At 54.1% G+C, this 24,633-nt stretch carries 23 protein-coding genes; 9 read left to right on the top strand and 14 right to left on the bottom strand.

What is annotated here, in order from left to right; genetic code table 11:
• Positions 1-26: 26 nt before the first annotated feature.
• Positions 27-1,013: a cell division protein ZipA gene (gene zipA, locus ACFX4O_RS17095; RefSeq protein ID WP_380210012.1), complete on the bottom strand. Its 987-nt coding sequence runs from the start codon at positions 1,011-1,013 to the stop codon at positions 27-29.
• 226 nt (positions 1,014-1,239) lie between these two features.
• Here zipA and cysZ point away from each other — a divergent pair, with 226 nt between their 5' ends.
• From cysZ to crr, 5 genes are all read left to right on the top strand, one after another.
• The gene (gene cysZ, locus ACFX4O_RS17090; RefSeq protein ID WP_380210010.1) at positions 1,240-2,001 is read left to right on the top strand and encodes a sulfate transporter CysZ; all 762 of its coding nucleotides are present in this window, start codon (positions 1,240-1,242) and stop codon (positions 1,999-2,001) included.
• A 140-nt stretch (positions 2,002-2,141) separates the two neighbouring features.
• Positions 2,142-3,113, top strand: a complete 972-nt coding sequence (cysK, locus tag ACFX4O_RS17085) for a cysteine synthase A (RefSeq protein WP_017458913.1) — start codon at positions 2,142-2,144, stop codon at positions 3,111-3,113.
• A 383-nt stretch (positions 3,114-3,496) separates the two neighbouring features.
• The gene (gene ptsH, locus ACFX4O_RS17080; protein ID WP_007370907.1) at positions 3,497-3,754 is read left to right on the top strand and encodes a phosphocarrier protein Hpr; all 258 of its coding nucleotides are present in this window, start codon (positions 3,497-3,499) and stop codon (positions 3,752-3,754) included.
• Positions 3,755-3,804: 50 nt separating this feature from the next.
• Positions 3,805-5,532, top strand: coding sequence for a phosphoenolpyruvate-protein phosphotransferase PtsI (gene ptsI, locus ACFX4O_RS17075; RefSeq protein WP_131406617.1), 1,728 nt, complete (start codon positions 3,805-3,807; stop codon positions 5,530-5,532).
• Positions 5,533-5,571: 39 nt separating this feature from the next.
• Complete coding sequence (gene crr / locus ACFX4O_RS17070; protein ID WP_020454651.1) at positions 5,572-6,081, top strand: PTS glucose transporter subunit IIA; 510 nt, start codon at positions 5,572-5,574, stop codon at positions 6,079-6,081.
• Positions 6,082-6,125: 44 nt separating this feature from the next.
• Here crr and pdxK read toward each other — a convergent pair whose 3' ends face one another.
• From pdxK to ACFX4O_RS17020, 10 genes are all read right to left on the bottom strand, one after another.
• Positions 6,126-6,965, bottom strand: coding sequence for a pyridoxine/pyridoxal/pyridoxamine kinase (gene pdxK, locus ACFX4O_RS17065; protein WP_131406615.1), 840 nt, complete (start codon positions 6,963-6,965; stop codon positions 6,126-6,128).
• A gap of 17 nt (positions 6,966-6,982) precedes the next feature.
• The gene (gene cysM / locus ACFX4O_RS17060) at positions 6,983-7,894 is read right to left on the bottom strand and encodes a cysteine synthase CysM (RefSeq protein ID WP_131406613.1); all 912 of its coding nucleotides are present in this window, start codon (positions 7,892-7,894) and stop codon (positions 6,983-6,985) included.
• Positions 7,895-7,995: 101 nt separating this feature from the next.
• A complete protein-coding gene (gene cysA / locus ACFX4O_RS17055; protein ID WP_131406611.1) occupies positions 7,996-9,090 on the bottom strand; it encodes a sulfate/thiosulfate ABC transporter ATP-binding protein CysA in 1,095 nt (364 codons plus the stop codon).
• Complete coding sequence (gene cysW, locus ACFX4O_RS17050; RefSeq protein WP_380210006.1) at positions 9,080-9,955, bottom strand: sulfate/thiosulfate ABC transporter permease CysW; 876 nt, start codon at positions 9,953-9,955, stop codon at positions 9,080-9,082. Before cysW ends, cysA begins: the two co-directional genes overlap by 11 nt.
• Positions 9,955-10,785 carry a sulfate/thiosulfate ABC transporter permease CysT gene (gene cysT, locus ACFX4O_RS17045; RefSeq protein ID WP_017458920.1) on the bottom strand — a complete coding sequence of 277 codons (831 nt, stop codon included), beginning with the start codon at positions 10,783-10,785 and terminating at the stop codon, positions 9,955-9,957. The genes cysW and cysT overlap by 1 nt, the downstream gene beginning before the upstream one ends.
• Positions 10,785-11,801 (bottom strand): sulfate ABC transporter substrate-binding protein, encoded by a 1,017-nt coding sequence (locus tag ACFX4O_RS17040; RefSeq protein ID WP_380210004.1) that lies wholly within the window; start codon positions 11,799-11,801, stop codon positions 10,785-10,787. The genes cysT and ACFX4O_RS17040 overlap by 1 nt, the downstream gene beginning before the upstream one ends.
• A 163-nt stretch (positions 11,802-11,964) precedes the next feature.
• On the bottom strand, positions 11,965-12,864 hold the full coding sequence (locus ACFX4O_RS17035; protein ID WP_380210002.1) for a Dyp-type peroxidase: 900 nt from the start codon (positions 12,862-12,864) through the stop codon (positions 11,965-11,967).
• Between the two features lie 92 nt (positions 12,865-12,956).
• Positions 12,957-13,532, bottom strand: coding sequence for an RpoE-regulated lipoprotein (locus tag ACFX4O_RS17030; RefSeq protein WP_380210000.1), 576 nt, complete (start codon positions 13,530-13,532; stop codon positions 12,957-12,959).
• Between the two features lie 60 nt (positions 13,533-13,592).
• Positions 13,593-14,042 (bottom strand): DUF2919 domain-containing protein, encoded by a 450-nt coding sequence (locus ACFX4O_RS17025; protein ID WP_380209998.1) that lies wholly within the window; start codon positions 14,040-14,042, stop codon positions 13,593-13,595.
• The gene (locus ACFX4O_RS17020; RefSeq protein ID WP_131406597.1) at positions 14,029-14,454 is read right to left on the bottom strand and encodes a GNAT family acetyltransferase; all 426 of its coding nucleotides are present in this window, start codon (positions 14,452-14,454) and stop codon (positions 14,029-14,031) included. The genes ACFX4O_RS17025 and ACFX4O_RS17020 overlap by 14 nt, the downstream gene beginning before the upstream one ends.
• A gap of 213 nt (positions 14,455-14,667) precedes the next feature.
• On the opposite strand from ACFX4O_RS17020, the gene amiA reads away from it, so the two are divergent.
• Positions 14,668-15,543, top strand: a complete 876-nt coding sequence (gene amiA, locus ACFX4O_RS17015; RefSeq protein ID WP_380209996.1) for an N-acetylmuramoyl-L-alanine amidase AmiA — start codon at positions 14,668-14,670, stop codon at positions 15,541-15,543.
• Positions 15,540-16,442 carry an oxygen-dependent coproporphyrinogen oxidase gene (hemF, locus tag ACFX4O_RS17010; protein WP_380209994.1) on the top strand — a complete coding sequence of 301 codons (903 nt, stop codon included), beginning with the start codon at positions 15,540-15,542 and terminating at the stop codon, positions 16,440-16,442. The genes amiA and hemF overlap by 4 nt, the downstream gene beginning before the upstream one ends.
• Before the next feature lie 498 nt (positions 16,443-16,940).
• Here hemF and maeB read toward each other — a convergent pair whose 3' ends face one another.
• Positions 16,941-19,220: an NADP-dependent oxaloacetate-decarboxylating malate dehydrogenase gene (gene maeB / locus ACFX4O_RS17005; protein WP_380209992.1), complete on the bottom strand. Its 2,280-nt coding sequence runs from the start codon at positions 19,218-19,220 to the stop codon at positions 16,941-16,943.
• A gap of 280 nt (positions 19,221-19,500) precedes the next feature.
• On the opposite strand from maeB, the gene tal reads away from it, so the two are divergent.
• Both tal and tkt read left to right on the top strand, forming a co-directional pair.
• Positions 19,501-20,451 (top strand): transaldolase, encoded by a 951-nt coding sequence (gene tal / locus ACFX4O_RS17000; protein WP_380209990.1) that lies wholly within the window; start codon positions 19,501-19,503, stop codon positions 20,449-20,451.
• 20 nt (positions 20,452-20,471) lie between these two features.
• Positions 20,472-22,466 (top strand): transketolase, encoded by a 1,995-nt coding sequence (tkt, locus tag ACFX4O_RS16995; protein ID WP_380209989.1) that lies wholly within the window; start codon positions 20,472-20,474, stop codon positions 22,464-22,466.
• Positions 22,467-22,502: 36 nt separating this feature from the next.
• Here tkt and ACFX4O_RS16990 read toward each other — a convergent pair whose 3' ends face one another.
• Positions 22,503-23,441: a hypothetical protein gene (locus tag ACFX4O_RS16990; protein ID WP_380209987.1), complete on the bottom strand. Its 939-nt coding sequence runs from the start codon at positions 23,439-23,441 to the stop codon at positions 22,503-22,505.
• A 49-nt stretch (positions 23,442-23,490) separates the two neighbouring features.
• On the bottom strand, positions 23,491-24,534 hold the full coding sequence (locus ACFX4O_RS16985; RefSeq protein ID WP_380209985.1) for a DUF1176 domain-containing protein: 1,044 nt from the start codon (positions 24,532-24,534) through the stop codon (positions 23,491-23,493).
• Positions 24,535-24,633 lie beyond the last annotated feature (99 nt).

The following is a 24,633-nucleotide window of genomic DNA, read 5'->3' as shown; positions in this document are numbered from 1 at the left end:
GAAAGGAAATAATGTTCGTGGTTCCGTTACGCGTTGGCGTCTTTGACCTCGCGAATACGATCCTGGTATTCACGTAATTTCTGCGGCGTCATCATCCGACGCTGATCGTCCAGCACCACGCCACCTACTTCGTCGGCGATATGCTGCGCTGATTGCAGCATCAGTTTAAAGTTTTGCAGCTCGTCGCCATAAGACGGCACCTGCATAAAGATGGTGACGCCAGGCGTTGCCATCTCGCTCATCGTATCGACATCAAACGTGCCGGGATTGACCATATTGGCAAGGCTGAAAAGCGCCGGGCCACTGCCGTCCGGGCTAAGATGACGATGAAAAATGCTCATATCGCCGAATTTAAACCCGGCCTGCAAAATGCTATTCAGTAGCACTTCACCATTCAACGTGCTGCCATGGTGTGCAGCAACGTTCATGATAATCACGGTTTCTTTACGCTGCGGTTTTTCCACCGGCGCTTCGACAACCGGTTCAGGTTCCGGCTGAGGCGCTGGCTGCGCAATTTCAGGTTGCGATTGATACTGTGGCGCAGGCTGCTGCGGCGCTACAGGCTGTTGCGGGGTATGGCGCACCGGCTGCGTTTCAAATGCAGGTGCTTGCGCAGGGCGTTCCGGCTGCTGCTGTGAATAAGGCTGCTGCGCGTGGTGTGGCGGCTCTTCAGGTTGAACCGGCTGTGCCGACGGGCGTGGCTGTGCCGACGGGCGTGGCTGTGCCGACGCATAAGGCGGCTGATATTGGTGCTGACGCGGCGTGTCCTGCTCGTTACTGACTCCCGGCGCATGATTCACTTTGTGAACACGAACTTCACCTACGCCTTCGTCGTCTTCGACATCCTCGTCATCCAACTCTTCGTCGTCACGTCTCGACTTCATACGTTTTAATGGGCGATCCCGGAACATAGACGAACGTTCTTTGCGACTGGTCCAAAACCCATGAACCAGCAAAGCAATTATGGCGATCGCGCCAACAATGATTAATATCAGACGCAAATCCTGCATCATTATATTCTCTGTTGTTCTAACACCTTGCCACCACGGCAAACATTTACTCACTAAGAGTATTTGCGCATTACGTCAAGTGCAAGTGCGCGCGTGTCTTTCACAGCATAAAGATGAACGAAATTGTGCTTTTTGCTGTTTTTTCGAACATTTCCGAACGGGTTTCCCCCGTATGATGAATATTATAAGCTGCAGTTTTAGGTCGTAATGATAGGAGTATGACCAGATTATGGTTTCATCATCCCCGTCTGCTGCTCGCAGTGGCATGTTTTACTTTTCCCAGGGTTGGAAACTGGTCACACTGCCAGGCATTCGCCGCTTTGTGATCTTGCCGTTAATGGTGAATATTTTGCTGATGGGCGGCGCGTTCTGGTGGCTGTTTACCCGCCTCGATGGTTGGATCCCTTCGCTGATGAACCATGTGCCGGACTGGCTGCAATGGCTTAGCTATTTACTGTGGCCCATTGCCGTTGTCTCAATTCTATTGGTGTTCGGCTACTTCTTCTCAACCCTTGCGAATTGGATTGCTGCACCCTTTAACGGCTTGCTGGCAGAACAACTGGAAGCACGTCTCACCGGCGCGACACCGCCCGACGTCGGCGTTTTGGCGTTGCTCAAAGATGTGCCACGCATAATGAAGCGCGAATGGCAAAAACTGGCCTGGTATCTGCCCCGCGCCTTGCTGTTGCTGGTGCTCTATTTTATTCCCGGGATTGGGCAAACCGTCGCCCCGGTGCTGTGGTTCCTGTTCAGTGCATGGATGCTGGCTATCCAGTATTGCGACTACCCGTTTGATAACCACAAAGTGCCGTTTAAAGCGATGCGCGTTTCCTTACGCGAACGTAAGGTTATTAATATGCAATTTGGTGCGCTCACCAGCCTGTTTACGATGATTCCAGTGCTGAATCTGGTGGTGATGCCAGTAGCAGTATGTGGCGCGACGGCGATGTGGGTCGATTGCTACCGGGAAAAACACGCAGTTTGGCGGTAAGGAATTATTCCGTTTCTTATTCCATACTGGTTAGCATTATTTCGCCTCAGCATATAGATATGCGATTTCCTTACTTCCCCCTCAACAGTAAGTGCGTATGCTGAGGTGGTTCCCAAATTTCATACAGTTAAGGACGGGCTATGAGTAAGATTTTTGAAGACAACTCGTTGACGATAGGTCATACGCCGCTGGTTCGACTGAACCGCATCGGTAACGGCCGCATTCTGGCGAAGGTCGAATCACGTAACCCAAGCTTCAGCGTAAAATGCCGTATCGGTGCCAATATGATTTGGGATGCCGAAAAACGCGGGGTGCTGAAACCGGGCGTAGAACTGGTTGAACCAACCAGTGGCAACACCGGGATCGCGCTGGCCTATGTAGCGGCTGCACGCGGCTACAAACTGACGCTGACCATGCCAGAAACCATGAGCATCGAACGCCGTAAACTGCTGAAGGCATTAGGTGCGAACCTGGTACTGACGGAAGGCGCAAAAGGCATGAAGGGTGCGATCCAGAAAGCGGAAGAAATTGTCGCCAGCGATCCAGCGAAATTCCTGCTGTTGCAGCAATTCAGTAATCCGGCTAACCCGGAAATTCATGAAAAAACCACCGGCCCGGAAATCTGGGAAGACACCGATGGTCAGGTAGATGTATTTATCTCCGGCGTGGGCACTGGCGGTACACTGACTGGCGTAACGCGTTATATCAAAAATACCAAAGGCAAAACTGACCTGATCACCGTCGCAGTCGAACCAACGGATTCTCCGGTTATTTCCCAGGCGCTGGCAGGTGAAGAGCTAAAACCAGGCCCACATAAAATTCAGGGCATCGGCGCGGGTTTTATTCCCGGTAACCTGGATTTGAAACTGATCGATAAAGTTGTCAAAATCACCAACGAAGAAGCCATCAGTACTGCGCGTCGTCTGATGGAAGAAGAAGGTATTCTGGCGGGTATCTCTTCGGGTGCTGCTGTTGCGGCGGCGCTGAAATTACAAGAAGACGAAACCTTTACCAATAAGAATATCGTGGTGATTTTGCCTTCTTCTGGCGAGCGTTATTTAAGTACCGCATTGTTTGCCGATCTGTTTACAGAGAAAGAATTGCAACAATGATGCCAGATTGTTAAATCAGCATAAAAAAGCACCCATTGCGGTGCTTTTTTGTGGCATATATCAAATTTTTGTCCTACCTGGCATTGCCTGAAACCTCCTGGTCTGGTATTTAACCATCACATTTATTTTGATGCGCGAAATTAATCGAAGGCAAGATTTCATCAAGCTGAATCGATTTTATGATTTGGTTCAATTCTGCCTTTCGCTGCATAATGTTTAATGACGAGCGAAACGTCAGCAGCCAGAAGCGCCAGCGTTTGGTTGCGCCAGGCAGGCTTCTGTAGTTTGTCCCGTTGCGCCGGCGCTAACAATACAGGCTAAAGTCATGCCGCCAGGCTAGACTTTAGTTCCACAACACTAAACCTATAAGTTGGGGAAATACAATGTTCCAGCAAGAAGTTACCATTACCGCTCCGAACGGTCTGCATACCCGCCCTGCTGCTCAGTTTGTGAAAGAAGCAAAAGGCTTCTCTTCTGAAATCACTGTGACTTCTAACGGCAAAAGCGCTAGCGCGAAAAGCCTGTTCAAACTGCAAACTTTGGGCCTGACTCAAGGTACTGTTGTGACGTTGACCGCTGAAGGCGAAGACGAGCAAAAAGCGGTTGAGCATCTGGTTAAACTGATGGCAGAACTTGAGTAAGTTTTACTTACTCGTTCTTTTCAAGATCAGTCACAAGTAAAGGTAGGGTTATGATTTCAGGCATTTTAGCATCCCCGGGTATCGCTTTCGGCAAAGCACTGCTGCTGAAAGAAGACGAGATCGTCATCGACCGGAAGAAAATTTCTGCCGACAAGGTTGACCAGGAAGTTGAGCGTTTCCTGAGCGGTCGTGCCAAAGCATCGGCACAGCTGGAAGCAATCAAAACGAAAGCGGGTGAAACTTTCGGTGAAGAAAAAGAAGCCATCTTCGAAGGGCATATTATGCTGCTGGAAGATGAGGAGCTGGAGCAGGAAATCATAGCCCTGATTAAAGATAAGAACATGACTGCCGATGCGGCAGCGCATGAAGTTATCGAAGGTCAGGCAACTGCCCTGGAAGAGCTGGATGATGAATATCTGAAAGAACGTGCCGCTGACGTACGTGACATCGGTAAGCGTCTGCTTCGCAACATCCTGGGTATGCCGATTATCGATCTGAGCGCAATTCAGGAAGAAGTGATTCTGGTTGCGGCTGATCTGACACCGTCAGAAACCGCACAGTTGAACCTGAAAAAAGTGCTTGGATTTATCACTGATATCGGTGGTCGTACTTCCCATACTTCTATCATGGCGCGCTCCCTTGAGTTGCCAGCGATCGTGGGCACCGGTAGCGTCACCACGCAGGTGAAAAACGGCGATTATCTGATCCTCGATGCGGTTAACAACAAAGTCTACGTTAACCCGAGCGATGAAGAGATTGAGACACTGCGCGCGGCGCAAACTCAGGTTGCTGAAGAGAAAGCCGAACTGGCGAAACTGAAAGATCTGCCGGCGATCACCCTTGATGGTCATCAGGTGGAAGTGTGCGCCAACATCGGTACCGTTCGCGATATCGCGGGTGCTGAGCGCAATGGCGCCGAAGGTGTTGGTCTGTACCGTACCGAATTCCTGTTCATGGATCGCGACGCCCTGCCGACGGAAGAAGAGCAGTTCGAAGCCTACAAAGCGGTGGCTGAAGCCTGCGGTTCTCAGGCTGTTATCGTCCGTACCATGGACATTGGCGGCGATAAAGAGCTGCCGTACATGAATTTTCCGAAAGAAGAAAACCCGTTCCTGGGCTGGCGTGCTGTGCGTATTGCCATGGATCGCAAAGAGATCCTACGCGATCAGGTACGTGCGATTCTGCGCGCTTCCGCTTTCGGTAAACTGCGAATTATGTTCCCGATGATCATCTCTGTCGAAGAAGTGCGCGCACTGAAGAAAGAGATTGAGATCTACAAACAAGAATTGCGTAACGAAGGCAAGGCGTTTGACGAGAGCATTGAAATTGGCGTGATGGTGGAAACCCCTGCTGCCGCGACAATTGCCCGCCATCTGGCGAAAGAAGTCGATTTCTTTAGTATCGGTACCAATGATTTGACGCAGTACACCCTGGCGGTTGACCGTGGTAATGATATGATTTCACATCTTTACCAGCCGATGTCACCGTCTGTACTCACCCTGATCAAGCAAGTTATTGATGCTTCTCATGCGGAAGGCAAATGGACTGGCATGTGTGGTGAGCTTGCTGGCGACGAACGTGCTACACTTCTGTTGCTGGGGATGGGTCTGGATGAATTCAGTATGAGCGCCATTTCTATCCCGCGCATTAAGAAGATTATTCGTAACACAAACTTCGAAGATGCGAAGGTGTTAGCAGAGCAGGCTCTTGCTCAACCGACAACGGACGAGTTAATGATGCTGGTTAACAAGTTCATTGAAGAAAAAACAATCTGCTAATCCACGAGATGCGCCCAAATTACTGCTTAGGAGAAGATCATGGGTTTTTTCGATAAACTGAAATCTTTGGTTTCTGATGATAAAAAAGACACCGGAACCATTGAGATTATTGCCCCACTTTCTGGCGATATCGTCAACATTGAAGATGTACCGGATGTTGTATTCGCTGAGAAAATCGTTGGTGATGGCATTGCTATCAAACCGACCGGTAACAAAATGGTAGCCCCGGTTGATGGTACTATCGGTAAAATCTTTGAAACCAACCATGCCTTCTCTATCGAATCCGATAGTGGCATCGAACTGTTTGTTCACTTCGGTATCGACACCGTTGAACTGAAAGGTGAAGGTTTCAAACGCATCGCAGAAGAAGGCCAGCGCGTAAAAGTTGGCGATCCGGTAATCGAATTTGATCTGCCGCTGCTGGAAGAGAAAGCCAAGTCAACCCTGACGCCGGTGGTTATCTCCAACATGGACGAAATCAAAGAGCTTATCAAACTTTCTGGTAGCGTAACCGTGGGCGAAACCCCGGTGATCCGCATCAAAAAGTAATGCGTAATGCATAAAAGAATGGCGCCGTAAGGCGCCATTTTGCTTTACTGTGGCGGTAAAATTAGCTCGTCATAGCCTTTTTCCAGCGTATATCCCATCACTTCTACGACCCGATCGCCCGCAGCGTGTATCGCCACATCAAGCGCTTTTCCCTGAACAATACCGCTCACCAGTTCAGAACAAAACAGGTCACCAGTACCTTTAAGATCCGTCGCAACACGCGGATAACCACTCACATGAACCGCATCAGCGGTAACCAACACAACATGAATTTGCTCATCTTGTTGCTCAACCGGCGCACTGGTGATCGCCACCCAATGCAGCGTTTCCGATAACAGACCTTTTGCCGCCTCAATCGCGCTTTGCAAATCCGGGCATGGCCGACCGCTCAGCACTTCCAGCTCGAACACATTTGGCGTGATACCCTGCGCCAGTGGCAGCAGATGTTCACAATATGCCTGCGGAATTTCTGGTTTTACATAGATGCCGCTATCGGTATCACCGATCACCGGATCGACCAGAATCAACAATTGCGGATGTTTTTCCCGCAGCACCGTGAGCCACTGTGCCAGTAGTTTTATCTGGCTGGCGCTGCCCATATAACCGGTCGTGACAGCTTTAACGCTGCGCAGAACATCACGCTCTTCCAGTGCCTGTAAATAGCCGCTAAACCACTCATCGGGAATGACGCCGCCGTAAAAGGTGTCATAGTGCGGCGTGTTACTAAACAGCACCGTCGGTACGGCCAGTACATTCAAATGGTGCTGGCGAATATTTGGCACCGCTATACTGTTGCCCACGCTGCCATAGACAACCTGTGATTGTACGGCAACGATATCGGCCTGCTGCGCCCGGGTCTTATCCCTGAACAGGATCATCTCCATTTGGTCTCCTTAACGGGTTAAATCCCCGCGCCCTGCGAATAACTCTCTTCACCAAATACGCCAGTAGAAAGATAGCGATCGCCGCGATCGCAAATAATGGCGACAATCACTGCGCCCGGGTTCGCTTTCGCCACCCGTATTGCCCCTGCTACTGCGCCGCCGGAACTGACACCGCAGAAAATGCCTTCCTGCACCGCCAGTGCGCGCATGGTATTTTCCGCTTCGCGCTGATGGATATCCAGCACCTCATCAACCAGAGAAGCGTTAAAAATCCCCGGCATATACTCGGCAGGCCAGCGACGAATACCGGGAATACTGCTGCCCTCTTCCGGCTGCAAACCGATAATCGTCACTTTTTTATCCTGCTCGCGCAGAAAACGCGATACCCCGGTAATAGTGCCGGTAGTGCCCATACTGGAGACAAAATGCGTGATTCGCCCGCTGGTCTGCCGCCAGATTTCCGGGCCGGTGGTGGTGTAATGTGCGTAGGGATTATCCGGGTTGTTAAACTGATCGAGCAGTTTGCCTTCACCGCGCGCCGACATGGCCAACGCCAGATCGCGCGCCCCTTCCATGCCCTGCTCTTTGCTGACCAGAATCAGCTCCGCACCGTAGGCGCGCATCGCGGAGCGGCGTTCCTGGCTCATATTATCCGGCATCAGCAATTTCATGCGGTAGCCTTTCAGCGCGGCGATCATCGCCAGCGCAATACCGGTATTACCGCTGGTCGCTTCAATCAGTACGTCGCCAGGTTTGATCTCCCCGCGCTTTTCTGCCTGCACAATCATTGACAGTGCCGCTCTGTCTTTCACCGATCCCGCCGGATTGTTGCCTTCCAGTTTGACCCAGATTTCACTACCGTTGTCCGGGCTCAGGCGTTGCAATTTGACCAGCGGCGTATTGCCAATGGTTTGTTCTAATGTGTTCACAATCGCTGTCCAATAAAAAACCCGGTCGCAAGATGCATACCGGGCTTGTAGGCCGGAGAAACCTTTACGCTATCCGGCAGAAACCACGTCTGTTTAAGCTATCAGGCAGAATCCGCCAGAGCAAGTTCCGTACGGGACTCAATACGTTCATTACCGTTGTATAAACGGGCATGTTGCAGACCGACGAATAGCCGCTCACCGCGCTGTGGGGGTTGCTCATCACGTATCACCACGGTCAGCGGGTCCGTGTTCCAGCCCAGTGGTTGCACCACCAGTTGGGTGTAATGGCCCTTCGGGCTGGCTTCCAGCACCTGTACCGGCAGCGGAGAATCAAGGCTGGTGCGACGGCTGACATCCACTTCCCACGGGCGCAGAAACAGATCGACATCACCCTGGTAAGCCGGCGTATAACCAAGCGGCCAACGGTGCGCGCCAACATGAAACTGTCCGCCGCGCACCGTACCTTTTAGACGGTTAACCTCGCCCATAAACTCCAGCACAAAGCGGGTTGCGGGTTCGCGCCAGACCTGATCCGGCGCATCCGCCTGTTCAATATTTCCCTGGCTCATCACCACGACGCGATCGGCAACTTCCGTCGCCTCTTCCTGATCGTGCGTAACAAACACGCTGGTGAATTTCAGCTCTTCATGCAACTGACGCAACCAGCGGCGCAGCTCTTTACGCACCTGCGCATCAAGCGCACCGAAAGGTTCATCCAGCAGTAAAATTTGCGGCTCTACCGCCAGTGCACGCGCCAGCGCCACACGCTGTTTCTGTCCACCGGAAAGCTGTGCCGGAAAGCGTTCCGCCAGATGTGCTAACTGCACCATTTCCAGCAGTTGCGTCACTTTGGCTTTGATCGCCGCCGCATTCGGACGTTCTCGACGCGGCAGCACCGTCAGGCCGAAAGCGATATTGTCGAACACCGTCATATGGCGAAACAGCGCGTAATGCTGGAACACAAAGCCGACGCGGCGCTCGCGGGCATGTAAGCGGCTGACGTCAGTCCCGTGAAAACGGATACGCCCGCTGCTCTGATGCTCAAGACCGGCGATAATACGCAGCAACGTTGTTTTGCCGGAACCGGACGGCCCCAGCAGCGCCACCATCTGGCCGGAAGGGATATCCAAAGAGATATCATTCAGCACCTGGGTGCGACCAAAAGACTTCTTAATATTGGCAATCTCAATGCTCATGATTTCCCTCCTGTTGCTGGCGTTTTTCCTGATTATTCAAACGCCACTGCAACGCACTCTTTAAAAACAACGTCAAAATAGCCATCAAAGTCAGCAGGGCCGCGGCGGTAAACGAACCGACGGTGTTGTAATCCTGCTGCAGTAACTCAATTTGCAGCGGCAGCGACAGGGTTTCACCACGGATAGAGCCGGAAACCACCGACACCGCGCCAAATTCGCCAATCGCCCGCGCGTTAGTCAGCACCACGCCGTACAGCAGCGCCCAGCGAATGTTTGGCAGTGTCACGCGCTTGAACATCTGCCAGCCGGAAGCACCAAGCAGAATCGCTGCTTCGTCCTCCTGACTCCCCTGGCTTAACATCACCGGCACCAGTTCGCGCACCACAAATGGGCAGGTGACAAACACGGTAACCAGCACCATGCCCGGCCAGGCGAACATAATTTGCAGATTATGCGCATCGAGCCAGCCGCCAAGCGGGCCGTTCGAGCCATAAAACAGCAGATAGATAAGACCTGCGACCACCGGCGAAACAGCAAAGGGAATATCCAGCAGCGTCAACAGTAACTGGCGGCCGGGGAAGTTAAAGCGCGTCACCAGCCAGGCCAGCAACGTGCCGAACACCAGGTTCAGCGGCACCGAGATCAGCGCAATCAGCACCGTCAGCCAGATGGCATGCAACATGTCGGCATCGGCGAGGTTTTGCAGTACCGGCGCCAAACCTTTGCTAAAGGCCTGCACGAAGATATACATCATCGGCACAACGAGGATAAACGCAGAAACAAGGACGCCCGTGCCAATCAAAAACCATTTGCCCCAGTTCACCTGAGGTTTGTCATAGCGTTTCAATTCAGTAATTTCCGCCATTAGTGACCTACCACACGCTGACCAAAGCGGCTTTGCAGAGTGTTAATGGAAAACAGCAGCAGCAGAGAAGCCGCCAGGATCACCGAGGCAATCGCGCTCGCCGCCGGGTAATCAAACTCCTGCAGGCGCACAAAAATCATCAACGAGGTGACTTCGGTCTTCCAGGCGATGTTACCGGCAATAAAGATCACCGCGCCAAACTCGCCAAGACTGCGGGTAAACGACAACGCTACACCCGCCATCAGCGCCGGAGAGAGTTCCGGCAACACCACTTTGCGAAAACTTTGCCAGCGCGTCGCGCCCAGCGTTTCCGCCGCTTCTTCATACTCCGGCCCTAACTCTTCCAGCACCGGCTGGATGGTGCGAACCACAAACGGAATGCTGGTAAACGCCATTGCCACCGCAATACCGAGCCAGGTATAGGTCACTTTGATATCAAACTTCGCTAACCATTCGCCGTAAAAACCATTCACCGAGAACAACGATGCCAACGTGAGGCCCGCGACTGCCGTTGGCAGCGCAAAGGGTAAATCCATCAGCGCATCCAGCAATGTACGACCAGGGAAACGGTAACGCGTGAGGATCCACGCCATCAGCAAGCCAAACACGCCGTTAAAAACAGAAGCGACAAACGCAGCAATCAGCGTGACTTTATAGGCGGCCACCACCTGCGGATTAGTGACCACCTCCCAGTATTGCGCCCAGCTCATCTGCGCCAACTGCATCACCAGCGCACTCAGCGGCAACAGCAGTATCAGACAAACAAAAAACAGGCTGCTGCCGAGGCTTAAACCAAAGCCGGGCAGCACGCGTTTTGATCCTGCAAACATCACTTACGCCCCGCCGCGAGCAACGTGTCCAGTTCACCACCGCTGGCGAAATGGGTTTTCATCACCTCAGGCCAGGAACCAAACTTGTCTTCTACACGGAACAGCGCCGTCTGCGGGAATTTATCGCTCAGTTTTGCCATTACTTCCGGGTTGTTCACGCGATAGTAGTAATCGGTAATGATGGTTTGCGCCTGCGGGCTGTAAAGCCAGGTGAGATAAGCTTTCGCCGCTTTTTCCGTGCCGTTGGCCTTCACGTTTTTATCCACCCACGCCACCGGGAATTCAGCCAGGATGTTGACCTTCGGTACGACAACCTCAAAACCCTGCGCTTCATACTGCTTGCGGATGTTATTCACTTCCGATTCAAACGAGATCAGCACATCGCCAAGCCCGCGCTCAACAAAGGTGGTTGTCGCGCCGCGACCACCGGTGTCGAATACCTCAACGTTTTTAAGGAATTGCGTCATAAACTGCTGGGTTTTAGCGTTGTCGCCGCCATCCGCTTGATCCGCGGCGCCCCAGGCTGCCAGATAGGTGTAGCGCGCATTGCCGGAGGTTTTCGGGTTCGGGAAAATCAGCTTCACGTCGCTGCGCACCAGATCGTTCCAGTCGTGAATGTTCTTCGGGTTTCCTTTTCGTACCAGAAACGCCATCGTCGAGTAGAACGGTGAACTGTTATTCGGCAAACGGCTCTGCCAGTCCGCCGGGATCAGGTTGCCTTTGTCATGCAGGATCTGCACATCGGTGACCTGATTGTAAGTCACGACGTCCGCTTTCAGCCCTTGCAGAATCGCCAGCGCCTGCTTTGAGGAACCCGCATGAGATTGCTTAATGGTCAGCTTGTCACCGCCGTTATCTTTCGCCCATTGCTGTTCGAACGGCGTGTTGAGGGCCGCAAATAGCTCGCGTGATACATCATAAGAGCTGTTAAGCAGTTCCGTCGCTTGTGCCTGAGCGGCCCACAGCGTCAGCGCTGCCAGCGTCAGATATCCTTTTTTCAGTAAATTAACGGCCATTGCGCACCCTTATAAGCTGATGACATTTCGTCACTCAGTTTATTTATAACGGGTGTGAAACCAGTAACGGTTTTATATACCAATTGGTGATTTGGAATCAGAAAAGAATATAAGCAGAAGGGAGTAGTGACCGGGTTTCCCCGGCCAGGCAAAAGTGCGTGATTTACAGCGCCAGCAGCTTATCCAGCGACGGCGCGAAGTAGTAACCGCCGGTCACCGGGCGGGTAAAACGCAACATTGCGTCACGCTTACCATCGGTGTCGCCAAACATGCTCAGCAGTTGCTGCTCGATGTTGTACAGACGGGCGCAATAGGTACAGAAATAAAGCCCATGCGTGCCGCTGGCGGTGCCATAAGGCAGGCTCTGGCGGACGATTTTCAGCCCTTTGCCGTTTTCCTTCAGGTCGACACGCGTCAGGTGCGACGTGTCCGGGCGCGCATCGCCATCGATCTCTTCATTGGCCTCTTTCGTGCGACCGATCATCATCTCCTGATCGCCCACGCTCATGCGGTTAAGCTGCTTGAGGTTATGCTCCCAACGCTGCACCATCACGTAGCTGCCACCGGCGTCCACACCATCCTGAATAACGGCGACCTCGCGGCGCTTCTCATCGCCGGCCGGGTTTTCCGTACCGTCGATAAAGCCACTCAGATCGCGCTCTTCCACCCAGCGGAAACCGTGCGTCTCTTCTTTGACATCAATCACCTCGCCGAACGTCGCCAGCGCGGCCTGGGCGACGGAGAAATTCACATCGTGGCGCAGAGAAAGAATGTGGATCAGCAGATCTCGCTGTGTCGCAGGCGCAAGGCCTTTGCCATACGCCGGAAAATCTTTTAGCTCGTCTGCGCCTTCGGCACCGTTCAGCGCGCGCCAGGTCTTGTTGCCAAAGGCAATGGTCGAGCCCAGCGCCGCATCGGGGAATTGCAGTTGAAAGGTCGCCAGCTTATCGGCGAAAACGCGGCTCGCCACGCGCAGGGCATCCGGATCCCCTTTAACGTTGGCTTCAATCCAAATCGCCGCACGGCAATGTTCTGGCAAAATACCGCTTTGAACCTGGGACATGACTCCTCCTGGAAAAAACAGGCCACGAAACCGTGGCGATAATCGCGGTATTGTACCTGTTTTTCCAACAGCAGCAGCGAGTTGAGATCAAATTAACGGCGCCAGATAAGCTTGCTCACTTTCCAGTTTTTCAGCGCATCATCGGACGGCATCAACCCTTCCGGGCCGCTCCACTGGCCGGTAAATACGTAGCTGATATGCTGACTACCCGGCGCTTTACACTCCACACCCACGCTGTCATCGCCCGCGCCTTTCACGCAGTTGCCGAAAGCTTTATCAAACAGGGTATTGAACGGCGCACCGATTTTTACCCCTTTGTCGGTGGCGATACTGCTGTCCAGCACATCAATACGGCTGACCGCGCCATTTTCCCCGTTCACCACCAACGCCAGTTTGTCGTCTTTTAGCGCTTCAAAATAACGAACGATGCTGCCTTTTTCCGTCTTCATCCCGCTGCGCAGATGATAGTCACCACCCAGCGCATCATGAATTGCCTGCTCGTTAAGCGGCGTACTGGCGGTGACGTTACCGACACCGTTTTCACTCACCTCAACAGATGAACCAAACCAGTTCCACGGATAGGCCGCCGACCAGTTGACGGAAGCCAGCGTCGAACAGCCGGTTAAGGCCAGCGGCAGAACGCAAATAAGTGTACGCAGGGATTTCATGCTTCATTCCTTTTATTCAATGAACGCCTGTTGGAGTCCCGGAAGTGAAAAAAGTGCCGCTCAATGTTGAGCAGGGGAAAAACAAGCCCGAAGACGCCGGTTTGCCGCCAGCCACCACAGCGCAAAAAGATCGGCAATAACCAGAAACAGCCCAACGCCGGAAAGCGCCTCGCCGGTATACCAGCGCCAGGGTTGCCATACCAGCAACGCCAGTTGCGCCAGCAATACCAGCGGGTAGAGCGCACGCCACAGGCGGGGAAAATGTTCGCGGCGACCGCTCAGTAAAAAGGCCAATGCTGCCGGCATACCCGGCAGCAAGCCCAGCCAGAAATCATCGTGATCGGGGTAAAACAGCGCGAGCAGCGCGTCGCCCTGCCCGCGCGATGCACCCGCAATGACAAACAGCACCCAGGTGCGCGCCTGTAGCAGCAACACGCACCAGAACAGAAAAGGGATTTTCAGGCGACCGTGGTTATCGTAATCGGCGGGATTAATCTCAGTACTCTTCATCTTCAATCAAACGTTTACCCAAACTGGCCGAGTCCATATGTTCATAACCGAGGCGCTCATACATGCCGATAACCATCTCGTTATCTTCCCGCACCATCAGGTTAATTTTCGGGCAGCCGCGGGCAATCAGCTTTTTCTCCAGCCGGTTCAACAAAGCGTTAGCGATGCCACGACCGCGAAACTCAGGATGAACGCCGAGGTAATAAGCCGAACCGCGATGACCGTCATAACCGCCCATCACCGTGCCGACCACTTCACCACCGACTTCAGCTACCAGAAACAGGCTCACATCGTGATTCACTTTGCGTTCAATATCCATTTCCGGATCGTTCCATGGTCGCAACAGCTCACAACGCTCCCACAAGGTGATCACTTCTTCGAAATCTTCCTGGCGAAAAACGCGTATCTCCATGGTATTCCCCGTCATTTTCAGCTGTGTAAACGTAGATTATGGCCCTAAGCGCCGCTGTCGCCAATATCCGGCATCTTCGGCGCTGAAATTTGGCATAATGTCACTCTGTCACGTATTGAAATGAAAAGTAAAACATTAGTTCGCACGGATAGTCGTAACGGTAAACACGATACGATATAACACCAGGGACCACGAATAAGACAATTCAGGCGTATGAGCACCTTTAAACCTTTAAAAACATTTACCTCGCGTCGTCAGGTGCTGAAAGCAGGCCTGGCCGCCCTGACATTAACGGGTATGTCTCGTGCTATCGCTAAGGACGAGACACCGCTCAAAACCACGACCGGGCACAGCAAGCCGAAAGCAAAGAAAGCCGGTGCGAAACGCATTGTGATGCTTGACCCGGGCCACGGCGGTATTGATACCGGCGCGATTGGCCATAATGGTTCGCAAGAGAAACACGTGGTACTGGCGATCGCCAAAACCGTCCGCGCCCAGTTGCGTGCGCAGGGAATTGATGCGCGCCTGACGCGCACCGGCGATAAATTCATTCCGCTTTATGATCGCGTAGAGATTGCCCACCAGCACGGTGCGGATCTGTTTATGTCGATCCACGCCGATGGATTCACCAATCCGAGCGCGGCTGGCGCGTCGGTGTTTGCTCTATCTAACCGCGGGGCCAGTAGCGCGATGGCAAAATACTTGTCGGATAAAGAAAACGCCGCCGACGATCTGGCTGGCAAGAAAGACAGAGACAAAGATCACCTGCTCCAGCAAGTACTGTTCGATTTGGTGCAAACCGACACCATTAAAAACAGCCTGACGCTCGGCTCGCATATTCTCAAGCAGATCAAACCGGTACACCGGCTGCATAGCCGCAACACAGAACAGGCTGCATTTGTGGTGCTAAAATCGCCGTCGATACCGTCCGTGCTGGTGGAAACGTCGTTTATCACCAACCCGGCGGAAGAGAAGCTGCTTGGCACGTCGGCGTTTCGCCAGAAAATCGCCAGCGCCATTGCCGACGGCGTACTCAGCTATTTTAGCTGGTTTGATAATCACAAAGCCCATACGAAGAGACGCGGATGACCACGCCTGATATCCACCCGGTTAAAAACGCCCTGCTGAATTTGCAGGACAAGATCTGTAATCAGCTGGGCGCCATTGATGGCGGCGCATTCATTGAAGATGCGTGGACGCGTGCGGCAGGTGGTGGCGGGCGCAGCCGTGTGCTGCGTGATGGCGGCGTGTTTGAACAAGCGGGCGTCAATTTTTCGCACGTCCACGGCGACGCAATGCCCGCTTCGGCCACCGCGCACCGCCCGGAGCTGGCGGGTCGCAGTTTCGAAGCGATGGGCGTCTCGCTGGTGGTTCACCCACATAATCCGTATGTGCCCACCAGCCATGCCAACGTGCGCTTTTTTATCGCCGAAAAACCCGGTGCGGAGCCAGTATGGTGGTTTGGCGGCGGCTTTGATTTAACACCCTTTTACGGTTTTGAAGAGGATGCTCGCCACTGGCACCGCACGGCGCGCGATATCTGCCTGCCGTTCGGCGAAGAGGTGTATCCACGCTATAAAAAGTGGTGCGACGATTACTTCTACCTGAAACATCGCGACGAACAACGCGGCATCGGCGGGCTGTTTTTCGACGATCTCAACACGCCAGATTTCGATCACTGCTTTCGCTTTATGCAGGCGGTGGGCAACGGCTACCTCGACGCCTATCTGCCGATCGTTGAACGCCGCAAAGCCACGCCTTATGGCGAACGTGAGCGCGAATTCCAGCTTTACCGTCGCGGCCGTTACGTGGAGTTTAATCTGGTGTGGGATCGCGGCACGCTGTTTGGCTTACAAACCGGCGGGCGCACTGAATCCATTCTGATGTCGATGCCGCCGCTGGTGCGCTGGGAATACAATTATCAGCCCACAGAAGGCAGCCCGGAAGCCGCCCTCAGCGAGTTTATAAAAGTCAGAGACTGGGTTTAATTTCTTGAATTCTCAAGCCGGGTAAAGTGCGCTATTCAACGGATATGTCGCTGATGAGGTATTGTTCCGTTCACCAGATGTTCCATAATTTCTGAAACATTGCTGCAAGTGAACGGGAAAAGGGGAGCTGCCGCGCTCCCCTTTTCAATCCCCGCGGCTTCGCGGGAAATCGGTGCTTCGCACTACGCTCACCTCCCGAGTGCTTGCCTGCGGTCGGCTCGACTCGCGATTACTCGTCCCATCCCTGCGCCTCACCCCTTCGGGGCCAGCGCAAGCGCTGCTCAAAATTGCTCCCGGCAATTTTGTCCATGGCTCGATTCGCCTCTGGTCGCCATCCATGGCGTCCAGACCTTGCCACTCACTCTTCGGTTCGCCGATTTCAGCGGAACTCAACCTATCGCGATTGAATTCCGCCCGGACAGAAATAGCGAGCGGCTTCCTTCAAAAACACAAGCAACACGCGACAATCCGATTATCGACGGTTCGTAGACACAAACATTACAGCGGCTGCGTTTGCGCCTCCACTACTGCCAGCGCAACCATGTTGACGATACGCCGCACCGAGGCAATCGGCGTCAGCACATGCACCGGTTTCGCCACGCCCATCAGTACCGGCCCGACGGTAACCCCTTCCGAACTGGACACGCGCAGCAGGTTATAGCTGATTCGCGCCGCTTCTACGTTTGGCATAATCAGGATATTTGCCGCCCCTTTCAGCGGACTATCCGGCATACGTTCATGGCGGATGCTCTCATCCAGCGCCGCATCACCGTGCATTTCGCCATCAATCATTAACTCCGGCGCGCGTTCACGCACCAGCGCTAACGTATCGCGCATTTTCACCGCCGCAGGCGCGTTCGATGAACCATACTGTGAATGCGAAAGCAGCGCCACGCGCGGTTCAATACCGAAACGGCGCACGGTTTCCGCCGCCAGAATGGTGATCTCCGCCAGTTCTTCCGCGCTCGGATCCTCATTAACGTAAGTATCGGCGATAAAGGTGTTGCCGCTCGGCAGCAGCAGCGCGTTCATCGCCCCTGCGGTATGGACGTTGTCGCGATAACCGAAGATCGGCTGCAACACGCTGAAGTGCTCGTGATAATCACCAATAGTGCCGCAAATCAGCGCGTCCGCTTCGCCGCGATGCACCATGATCGCGCCAATAATGGTGGTATTGCCGATCACCGCGCGCTGCGCCTGCTCCTGCGTCACGCCGCGGCGTTTCATGATGTTGAAGTACTCGGTCCAGTACTCTTTAAAACGCGGATCGGACTCGTTATTGACGATTTCAAAATCCACGTCCGGGCGAATTTGCAAACCGAGTTTCTGAATACGCATCTCAATAACGCTCGGACGGCCAATCAGGATCGGTTTTGCCAGCCCTAACGTCACCAGCTCCTGCGTGGCATGCAGCACACGCGGCTCCTCACCTTCTGCCAGCACTACGCGTTTCGGTGCGTTGCGCGCCTGCGAGAAGATCGGCTTCATAAACAGATTGGTTTTGTAGACAAATTCAGTGAGTTTATCGACATAAGCATCGAAATCGGCAATTGGTCGCGTTGCCACGCCGGAATCCATGGCGGCTTTTGCCACAGCAGGCGCGATTTTGACAATCAAACGCGGGTCGAACGGTTTCGGGATCAGGTAATCCGGGCCAAAACTGAGATCCTGATCGCCATAGGCCGAAGCTACCACTTCGCTCTGCTCAGCATGCGCCAGTTCCGCGATGGCATTGACCGCCGCCAGTTTCATCTCTTCGTTAATCGCCGTTGCGCCAACGTCCAGCGCGCCACGGAAGATAAACGGGAAGCAGAGCACATTGTTCACCTGGTTAGGGTAATCGGAACGCCCTGTGCAGATGATGGCGTCCGGGCGCACCGCTTTCGCCAGATCCGGCAGAATTTCCGGCTCCGGGTTCGCCAGCGCGAGGATCAACGGCTGGCGCGCCATGCCTTTTACCATCTCCGGGGTCAGCACTTTCGGCCCGGAACAGCCAAGGAAGATATCCGAACCGGCAACCACATCCGCCAACGTGTGTTTGCCGTCATCGTCAACGGCATAAGCAGCTTTGGTTTCCGCCATGTTCGGTTCGCGGCCTTTGTAGATAACGCCTTTCGAGTCGCAGACCACAATGTTGTGTTTCTGCATCCCGAGCGCCACCAGCAGGTTCATACAGGCGATCGCTGCTGCGCCCGCGCCGGAAACCACCATGCGTACATCGGAGAGGTTCTTTTCGACCACGCGCAGGCCGTTGAGAATGGCGGCAGTGCTGATAATCGCCGTACCGTGCTGATCATCGTGGAATACCGGAATATTCATGCGTTCGCGCAGCTTCGCTTCAATGTAGAAGCACTCCGGCGCTTTGATGTCTTCCAGGTTGATGCCGCCAAAGGTCGGTTCCAGCGCGGCGACGACATCAATCAGTTTGTCTGGATCGTGTTCATCCACTTCGATATCAAACACATCGATCCCGGCGAATTTTTTGAACAGTACGCCTTTGCCTTCCATGACGGGTTTACCGGCCAGTGCGCCAATATTGCCAAGGCCGAGTACCGCAGTACCGTTGGATACCACGGCGACCAGATTGCCGCGCGCGGTGTATTTGTAGGCCGCCAGCGGATCTTTTTCGATCTCAAGACAAGGCGCGGCGACGCCGGGGGAGTAGGCCAGTGCGAGGTCTCGCTGTGTTGCCAGCGGTTTTGTCGGGGAGACCTGAATCTTCCCCGGACGGGGGAATTCGTGAAAATCGAGGGCACTTTGTTTTAGTTGGTCGTCCATTTGAGGTTCCTTTCACGTTGTTTTCAGAGTGAAACGTGCGATGTCTATCCCAATGCGCCGCATAGTATGGCCTCTGTCGCCCGCATAAACTTTGAACATAGCCAAAATCTCGCCATGACATAAACAAAATTGTTATCAATTTATCGCAACTTTGTTACTTGCCGCAAAACGCAGGGCCGGGGCGCGTCTGCTATGCTTTTTTGTTATGCACCTCTCATCCTCACAAAAGTGCGCTCGAAAGCACTCCAGTAATCCATTGCTTTTAAAGGAGTTATTTTTCATGAATCATTTAGACGGCCTGAAACAATTCACCACCGTAGTGGCCGACAGCGGCGACATCGAATCCATTCGCCACTATCAGCCGGAAGATGCCACCACCAACCCTTCCTTGCTGCTGAAGGCGGCCGGGCTGGCGCACTTCTCGCATCTGATTGACGATGCCATTGCCTACGGCAAAGCGCGCGGTAAAACTCAGGAGCAGCAAGTGGCCGAAGCCAGCGACAAACTGGCGGTCAATTTTGGTGCGGAAATTCTGAAAAGCATCCCGGGGCGCGTCTCCACCGAGGTTGACGCCCGCCTCTCTTACGACAAAGAAAAGAGCATCGCCAAAGCGCGCCGTCTGGTCGAGTTGTATCAGGATCAAGGCATCGACAAGTCGCGCATTCTCATCAAACTGGCGTCGACGTGGGAGGGGATCCGCGCAGCGGAAGAGCTGGAAAAAGAGGGTATCAACTGCAACCTGACGCTGCTGTTCTCGTTCGCCCAGGCGCGCGCCTGTGCCGAAGCGGGCGTGTTTTTGGTTTCACCTTTCGTTGGCCGCATTTACGACTGGTATAACGATCGCAAACCGCTCGACCCGTATGTGGTGGATGAAGACCCTGGCGTGAAGTCGGTGCGCAATATCTACGACTACTACAAACAACACCGCTATCAAACCATCGTGATGGGCGCAAGCTTCCGCCGCACCGAGCAGATCCTCGCGCTGGCGGGCTGCGACCGCCTGACTATCTCTCCGGCGTTGCTGAAAGAGCTACAAGCGCAGGAGGGCACCGTCGAACGCAAACTGGTGCCATCGCGCCAAACCTTCCATCGCCCGGAACCGTTAACAGAAGCGGAATTCCGCTGGGAGCACAACCAGGATCCGATGGCCGTCGATAAGCTGGCTGACGGTATCCGCCAGTTCGCCGTCGATCAGCGCAAACTCGAAGATCTGCTCGCCGCTAAACTTTAACCTTTGCCATGGAGTGAATTATGTCCCGTAGAGAGCTTGCTAACGCCATTCGCGCCCTGAGTATGGATGCGGTGCAAAAAGCCAATTCCGGCCACCCTGGTGCCCCGATGGGGATGGCGGATATTGCCGAAGTGCTGTGGAATGATTTTTTGCGCCACAACCCGACAGACCCAACCTGGTACGATCGTGACCGTTTTATCCTCTCCAACGGTCATGCCTCGATGCTGCTGTATAGCCTGCTGCACCTCAGCGGTTATGACTTGCCGCTTGAAGAGCTGAAAAACTTCCGCCAGCTTCATTCCAAAACGCCGGGTCACCCGGAGATCGGCTATACGCCGGGCGTGGAAACCACTACCGGCCCGCTCGGGCAGGGGCTGGCGAACGCCGTCGGCCTGGCAATTGCCGAGCGTACGCTGGCGGCACAATTTAACCGCCCGGGGCATGACATTGTTGACCACTACACCTATGTGTTTATGGGCGATGGCTGCCTGATGGAAGGCATCTCTCATGAAGTCTGTTCGCTCGCAGGTACGCTGGGGCTTGGCAAACTGATCGGCTTTTACGATCACAACGGCATCTCGATTGATGGCGAAACCGAGGGCTGGTTTACCGATGACACCGCCAAACGCTTCGAAGCGTATAACTGGCATGTGATTGGCGATATCGACGGGCATTCACCCGAGGCGGTGAAAAAAGCTATCGAAGAAGCACAAAGCGTGAAAGATAAACCGTCACTGATTATCTGCCGCACGGTGATTGGCTTCGGCTCGCCGAACAAAGCCGGGAAAGAGGAGTCGCACGGCGCGGCGCTCGGCGAAGAAGAAGTGGCGCTCACCCGTCAAAAACTGGGCTGGAAATACCCGGCCTTTGAGATCCCGAAAGAGATTTACCAGGCGTGGGATGCCCGCGAGCGCGGGGCGAAAATTCAGCATGACTGGAATGAGAAACTGGCGGCCTGGGCCAAAGAATACCCGGATCTGGCGGCCGAGTTTACACGCCGCATGAGCGGTGAACTGCCAGAAAGCTGGGAAAAAACCACCACTGAGTGGATCAATAAGCTGCAAGCCAACCCGGCGAAAATCGCCACCCGTAAAGCGTCGCAAAACACGCTCAACAATTATGGGCCAATCCTACCAGAGCTGCTTGGCGGCTCCGCAGACCTCGCTCCCAGCAACCTTACCATCTGGTCTGGTTCGACATCGCTGAAAGAGGATCTGGCCGGGAACTACATTCACTACGGCGTGCGCGAGTTTGGTATGACGGCCATTGCCAACGGTATCGCGCACCATGGCGGTTTTGTGCCTTACACCGCCACCTTTTTGATGTTCGTTGAATATGCCCGCAACGCAGCGCGAATGGCGGCGCTGATGAAAGCCCGGCAGATTATGGTCTACACCCACGATTCGATTGGCTTAGGGGAAGACGGTCCAACGCACCAGGCGGTGGAGCAACTCGCCAGCCTGCGCTTAACGCCAAACTTCAGCACCTGGCGTCCGTGCGATCAGGTGGAAGCGGCTGTCGGCTGGAAGCTGGCGATCGAACGCCATCATGGCCCGACGGCGTTGATCCTCTCGCGCCAGAACCTTACGCAAATGGAGCGAACCCCGGAGCAGGTACAGGCCATCAGCCGTGGCGGTTATATCCTGAAAGATTGTGAAGGTACGCCGGATCTGATCCTGATTGCTACCGGTTCAGAGATGGAGATCACCGTCAACGCGGCGGAGCAACTGACGCAGGAAGGGCATAAAGTGCGTGTGGTATCGCTGCCGTCGACTGATATTTTCGACGCGCAGGATGAAGAGTGGCGCGAATCAGTGCTGCCTTCGGATGTGAGTGCGCGCGTTGCGGTTGAAGCCGGGATTGCCGATTACTGGTACAAATATGTTGGCCTGAAAGGGGCGATAGTCGGTATGACCAGCTACGGTGAATCAGCGCCTGCCGAGAAGCTGTTCCCTTATTTCGGCTTCACGGTCGAAAATGTCGTAGCAAAAGCCAAAGTGGTACTGAAAAAATAAGCGCGGGCGCGCCAGCATACGACTGGCGCGCCATTTTTATTTCACCACCAGCAACGGCTCGCTCTCCTGCGGCGTCACGATATCTTCTTGCTTTTCATCCCACAGCGCTTTTTTCACCAGCACATTGCCGTTGTGCTGCGTATCACGTTTCACCAGCGTTGCGGCGTCATCGTCTTCCTGAATATTGATGTTAATGGGAAACGACTGCAGCGCTTTGGTCCATTGTCCTTGTTGGATATCAAAGACATAAACCACACGCCAGGCGCTCGTCCACCACTGCGGGAAAACAACGACCCGATCGCGCCCGCTATCATCGAGTTGCGACAGCGTTTCCACTCCACCACCAATGCACTGCGGCACCACCGCGGGTTTTACAGCCGGGTTGCTGCTCCAGAGCTTACATTCACAGTCGCCCTCTTCATCGCAACTGCCGCCGGTTTTGGGGTCGCGCGCGTTCACCCACACCGCCTCTTTAGTGATGCCGCCAAACTTGCCTTTGGTCAAAAGCCCCTGTACCGACGCCTCTTTTTGATTCAGGCGAGTGAGTAAATCGGTTTCGCCGCTAATGCGCCAACCCTCGGGTTGTTTGTTGAAGGTAAGCTGCGCCGGGTAGTTTTTTACCTGTTTTGCATCAAGCCCGGCTTGTTTGACAAACTCGACCTGAACCTGACCCGCTTCATCTTCAGCGATATCAAGCGTGGTGATAATTCGTTGCGCATAGTGCGGTGAGTGAGAGGTGAACGCTTGCTGACGGCGCAGTATCTCGTCGCGCTCAAGGCGCTGGCCAAACCATTCGACCTGAGCCGCATAGAGATCGCTGCCGGTTGCCGGGGCCTTGCCATTCAGATGGCTATTCCAGACATCGACAAGCTGGGTGATATTCTGTTTATCCGCTGAGGTCAGTTCAGCCTGCGCAGGCAGAACGACCAAAAAGAGTACGCAGGCCGCAAGCCATTGTGGGTAAAAGCGTTTCATTATTCCCTTCCCGATAAAAATATCCGAGAAGGATTATGTCAGCGAAGGGTTAGCGCGTCACCCATAGCGTTGGCCACGCATCGGGACCGTGCCAGCTATCGCAGGAGGGCTCCTGGGCGTAACGCACCAGGCGAAAACGCTGACCATCAAAACGCCAGCGACTCGACACGCCGCAATCCGCCAGGCTGCGCCCTTTGGAGAGCGTCGTAAGCTCGCGGGTTTTCTCATCAAACGCCGCGTTCATCAGCTCCATTTCATCGTTACCGTTATCCGGCGTGAAAGGCAGCAACAGGCGTACCAGCCGCGCAGCAAACGGTTTTTGCCTCGACACCAGCCACGCGCGTTCGACCATGTTATACGCACCCGCTTCACAGTCGATCAACAGCAGCGCGTTATCATCAGTCAGCGCACTCACGCGCACCTGACGACGCATGGGATCCAGTGAACACTGGCTGCTGTTCATTCGCCAGGTGCCGTAATCCAGCAAATCGTTCAGTTCCTGGTGCGTCAGCGGGCTTGGCGCAACGTTGGCCACCGCCACCTTTTTCAACGCGGGCGCGGGCGGAACGCTTAACGACGGGCTATCGCCCTTTTTAATCCATGCCGTTTCGCTGCCGACGCGTTTTTGCAGCGCATCAATAAACAACAGTGCAGCTTTCAACCCCACCAGAGAAATCTCGCCCTTGCTGCCTTGCAAGGTAAGCGACTGGCCTTCCTGAATGTTTTTTAAAAACGAAGTGATGGCATCGGTATTATCCGTCACCAGATGCCACGGGGTGATTTGCCAGCGCTCACTCGCCAGCGCCAGCGGCTGACCGTCAAATAATAAGCGCCCGGCAATCGGCGGTTCTTTGGTAATCGGTGCGTCGATGCCGCCATAATCGATACGCAGCGTGGCATCGGTGCGTGCGCCGGCGCTGCGCTCCAGCGTCATGACCAGCCCCTGATGCTCACCAATATTGCGCGCCACGCAAAAATTCTGGTTATTACAGGTGACTTGCCAGTCGGAAAAGGTTTGTTGCGCGGGCGCAGCACACAGCACCGGTGCGGTCAGAAGACCGAAGAGCAAAGTCAAAACGCTGCGGTAACGCATGGATGGCACAACCCCGGAAGAATAGACGCAGAACCTGCGTATATTCTATTTCCCGGTTGGCTTGCTCAATCGGATTTGTCGGATAGCTTCATCTGAAAC

Source organism: Kosakonia sp. YIM B13571 (genome assembly GCF_042788095.1).
Taxonomy (GTDB): domain Bacteria; phylum Pseudomonadota; class Gammaproteobacteria; order Enterobacterales; family Enterobacteriaceae; genus Kosakonia; species Kosakonia quasisacchari.
Note: the sequence above shows the minus strand (reverse complement) of the source record. Positions and strands in the feature narration are given on the sequence as shown.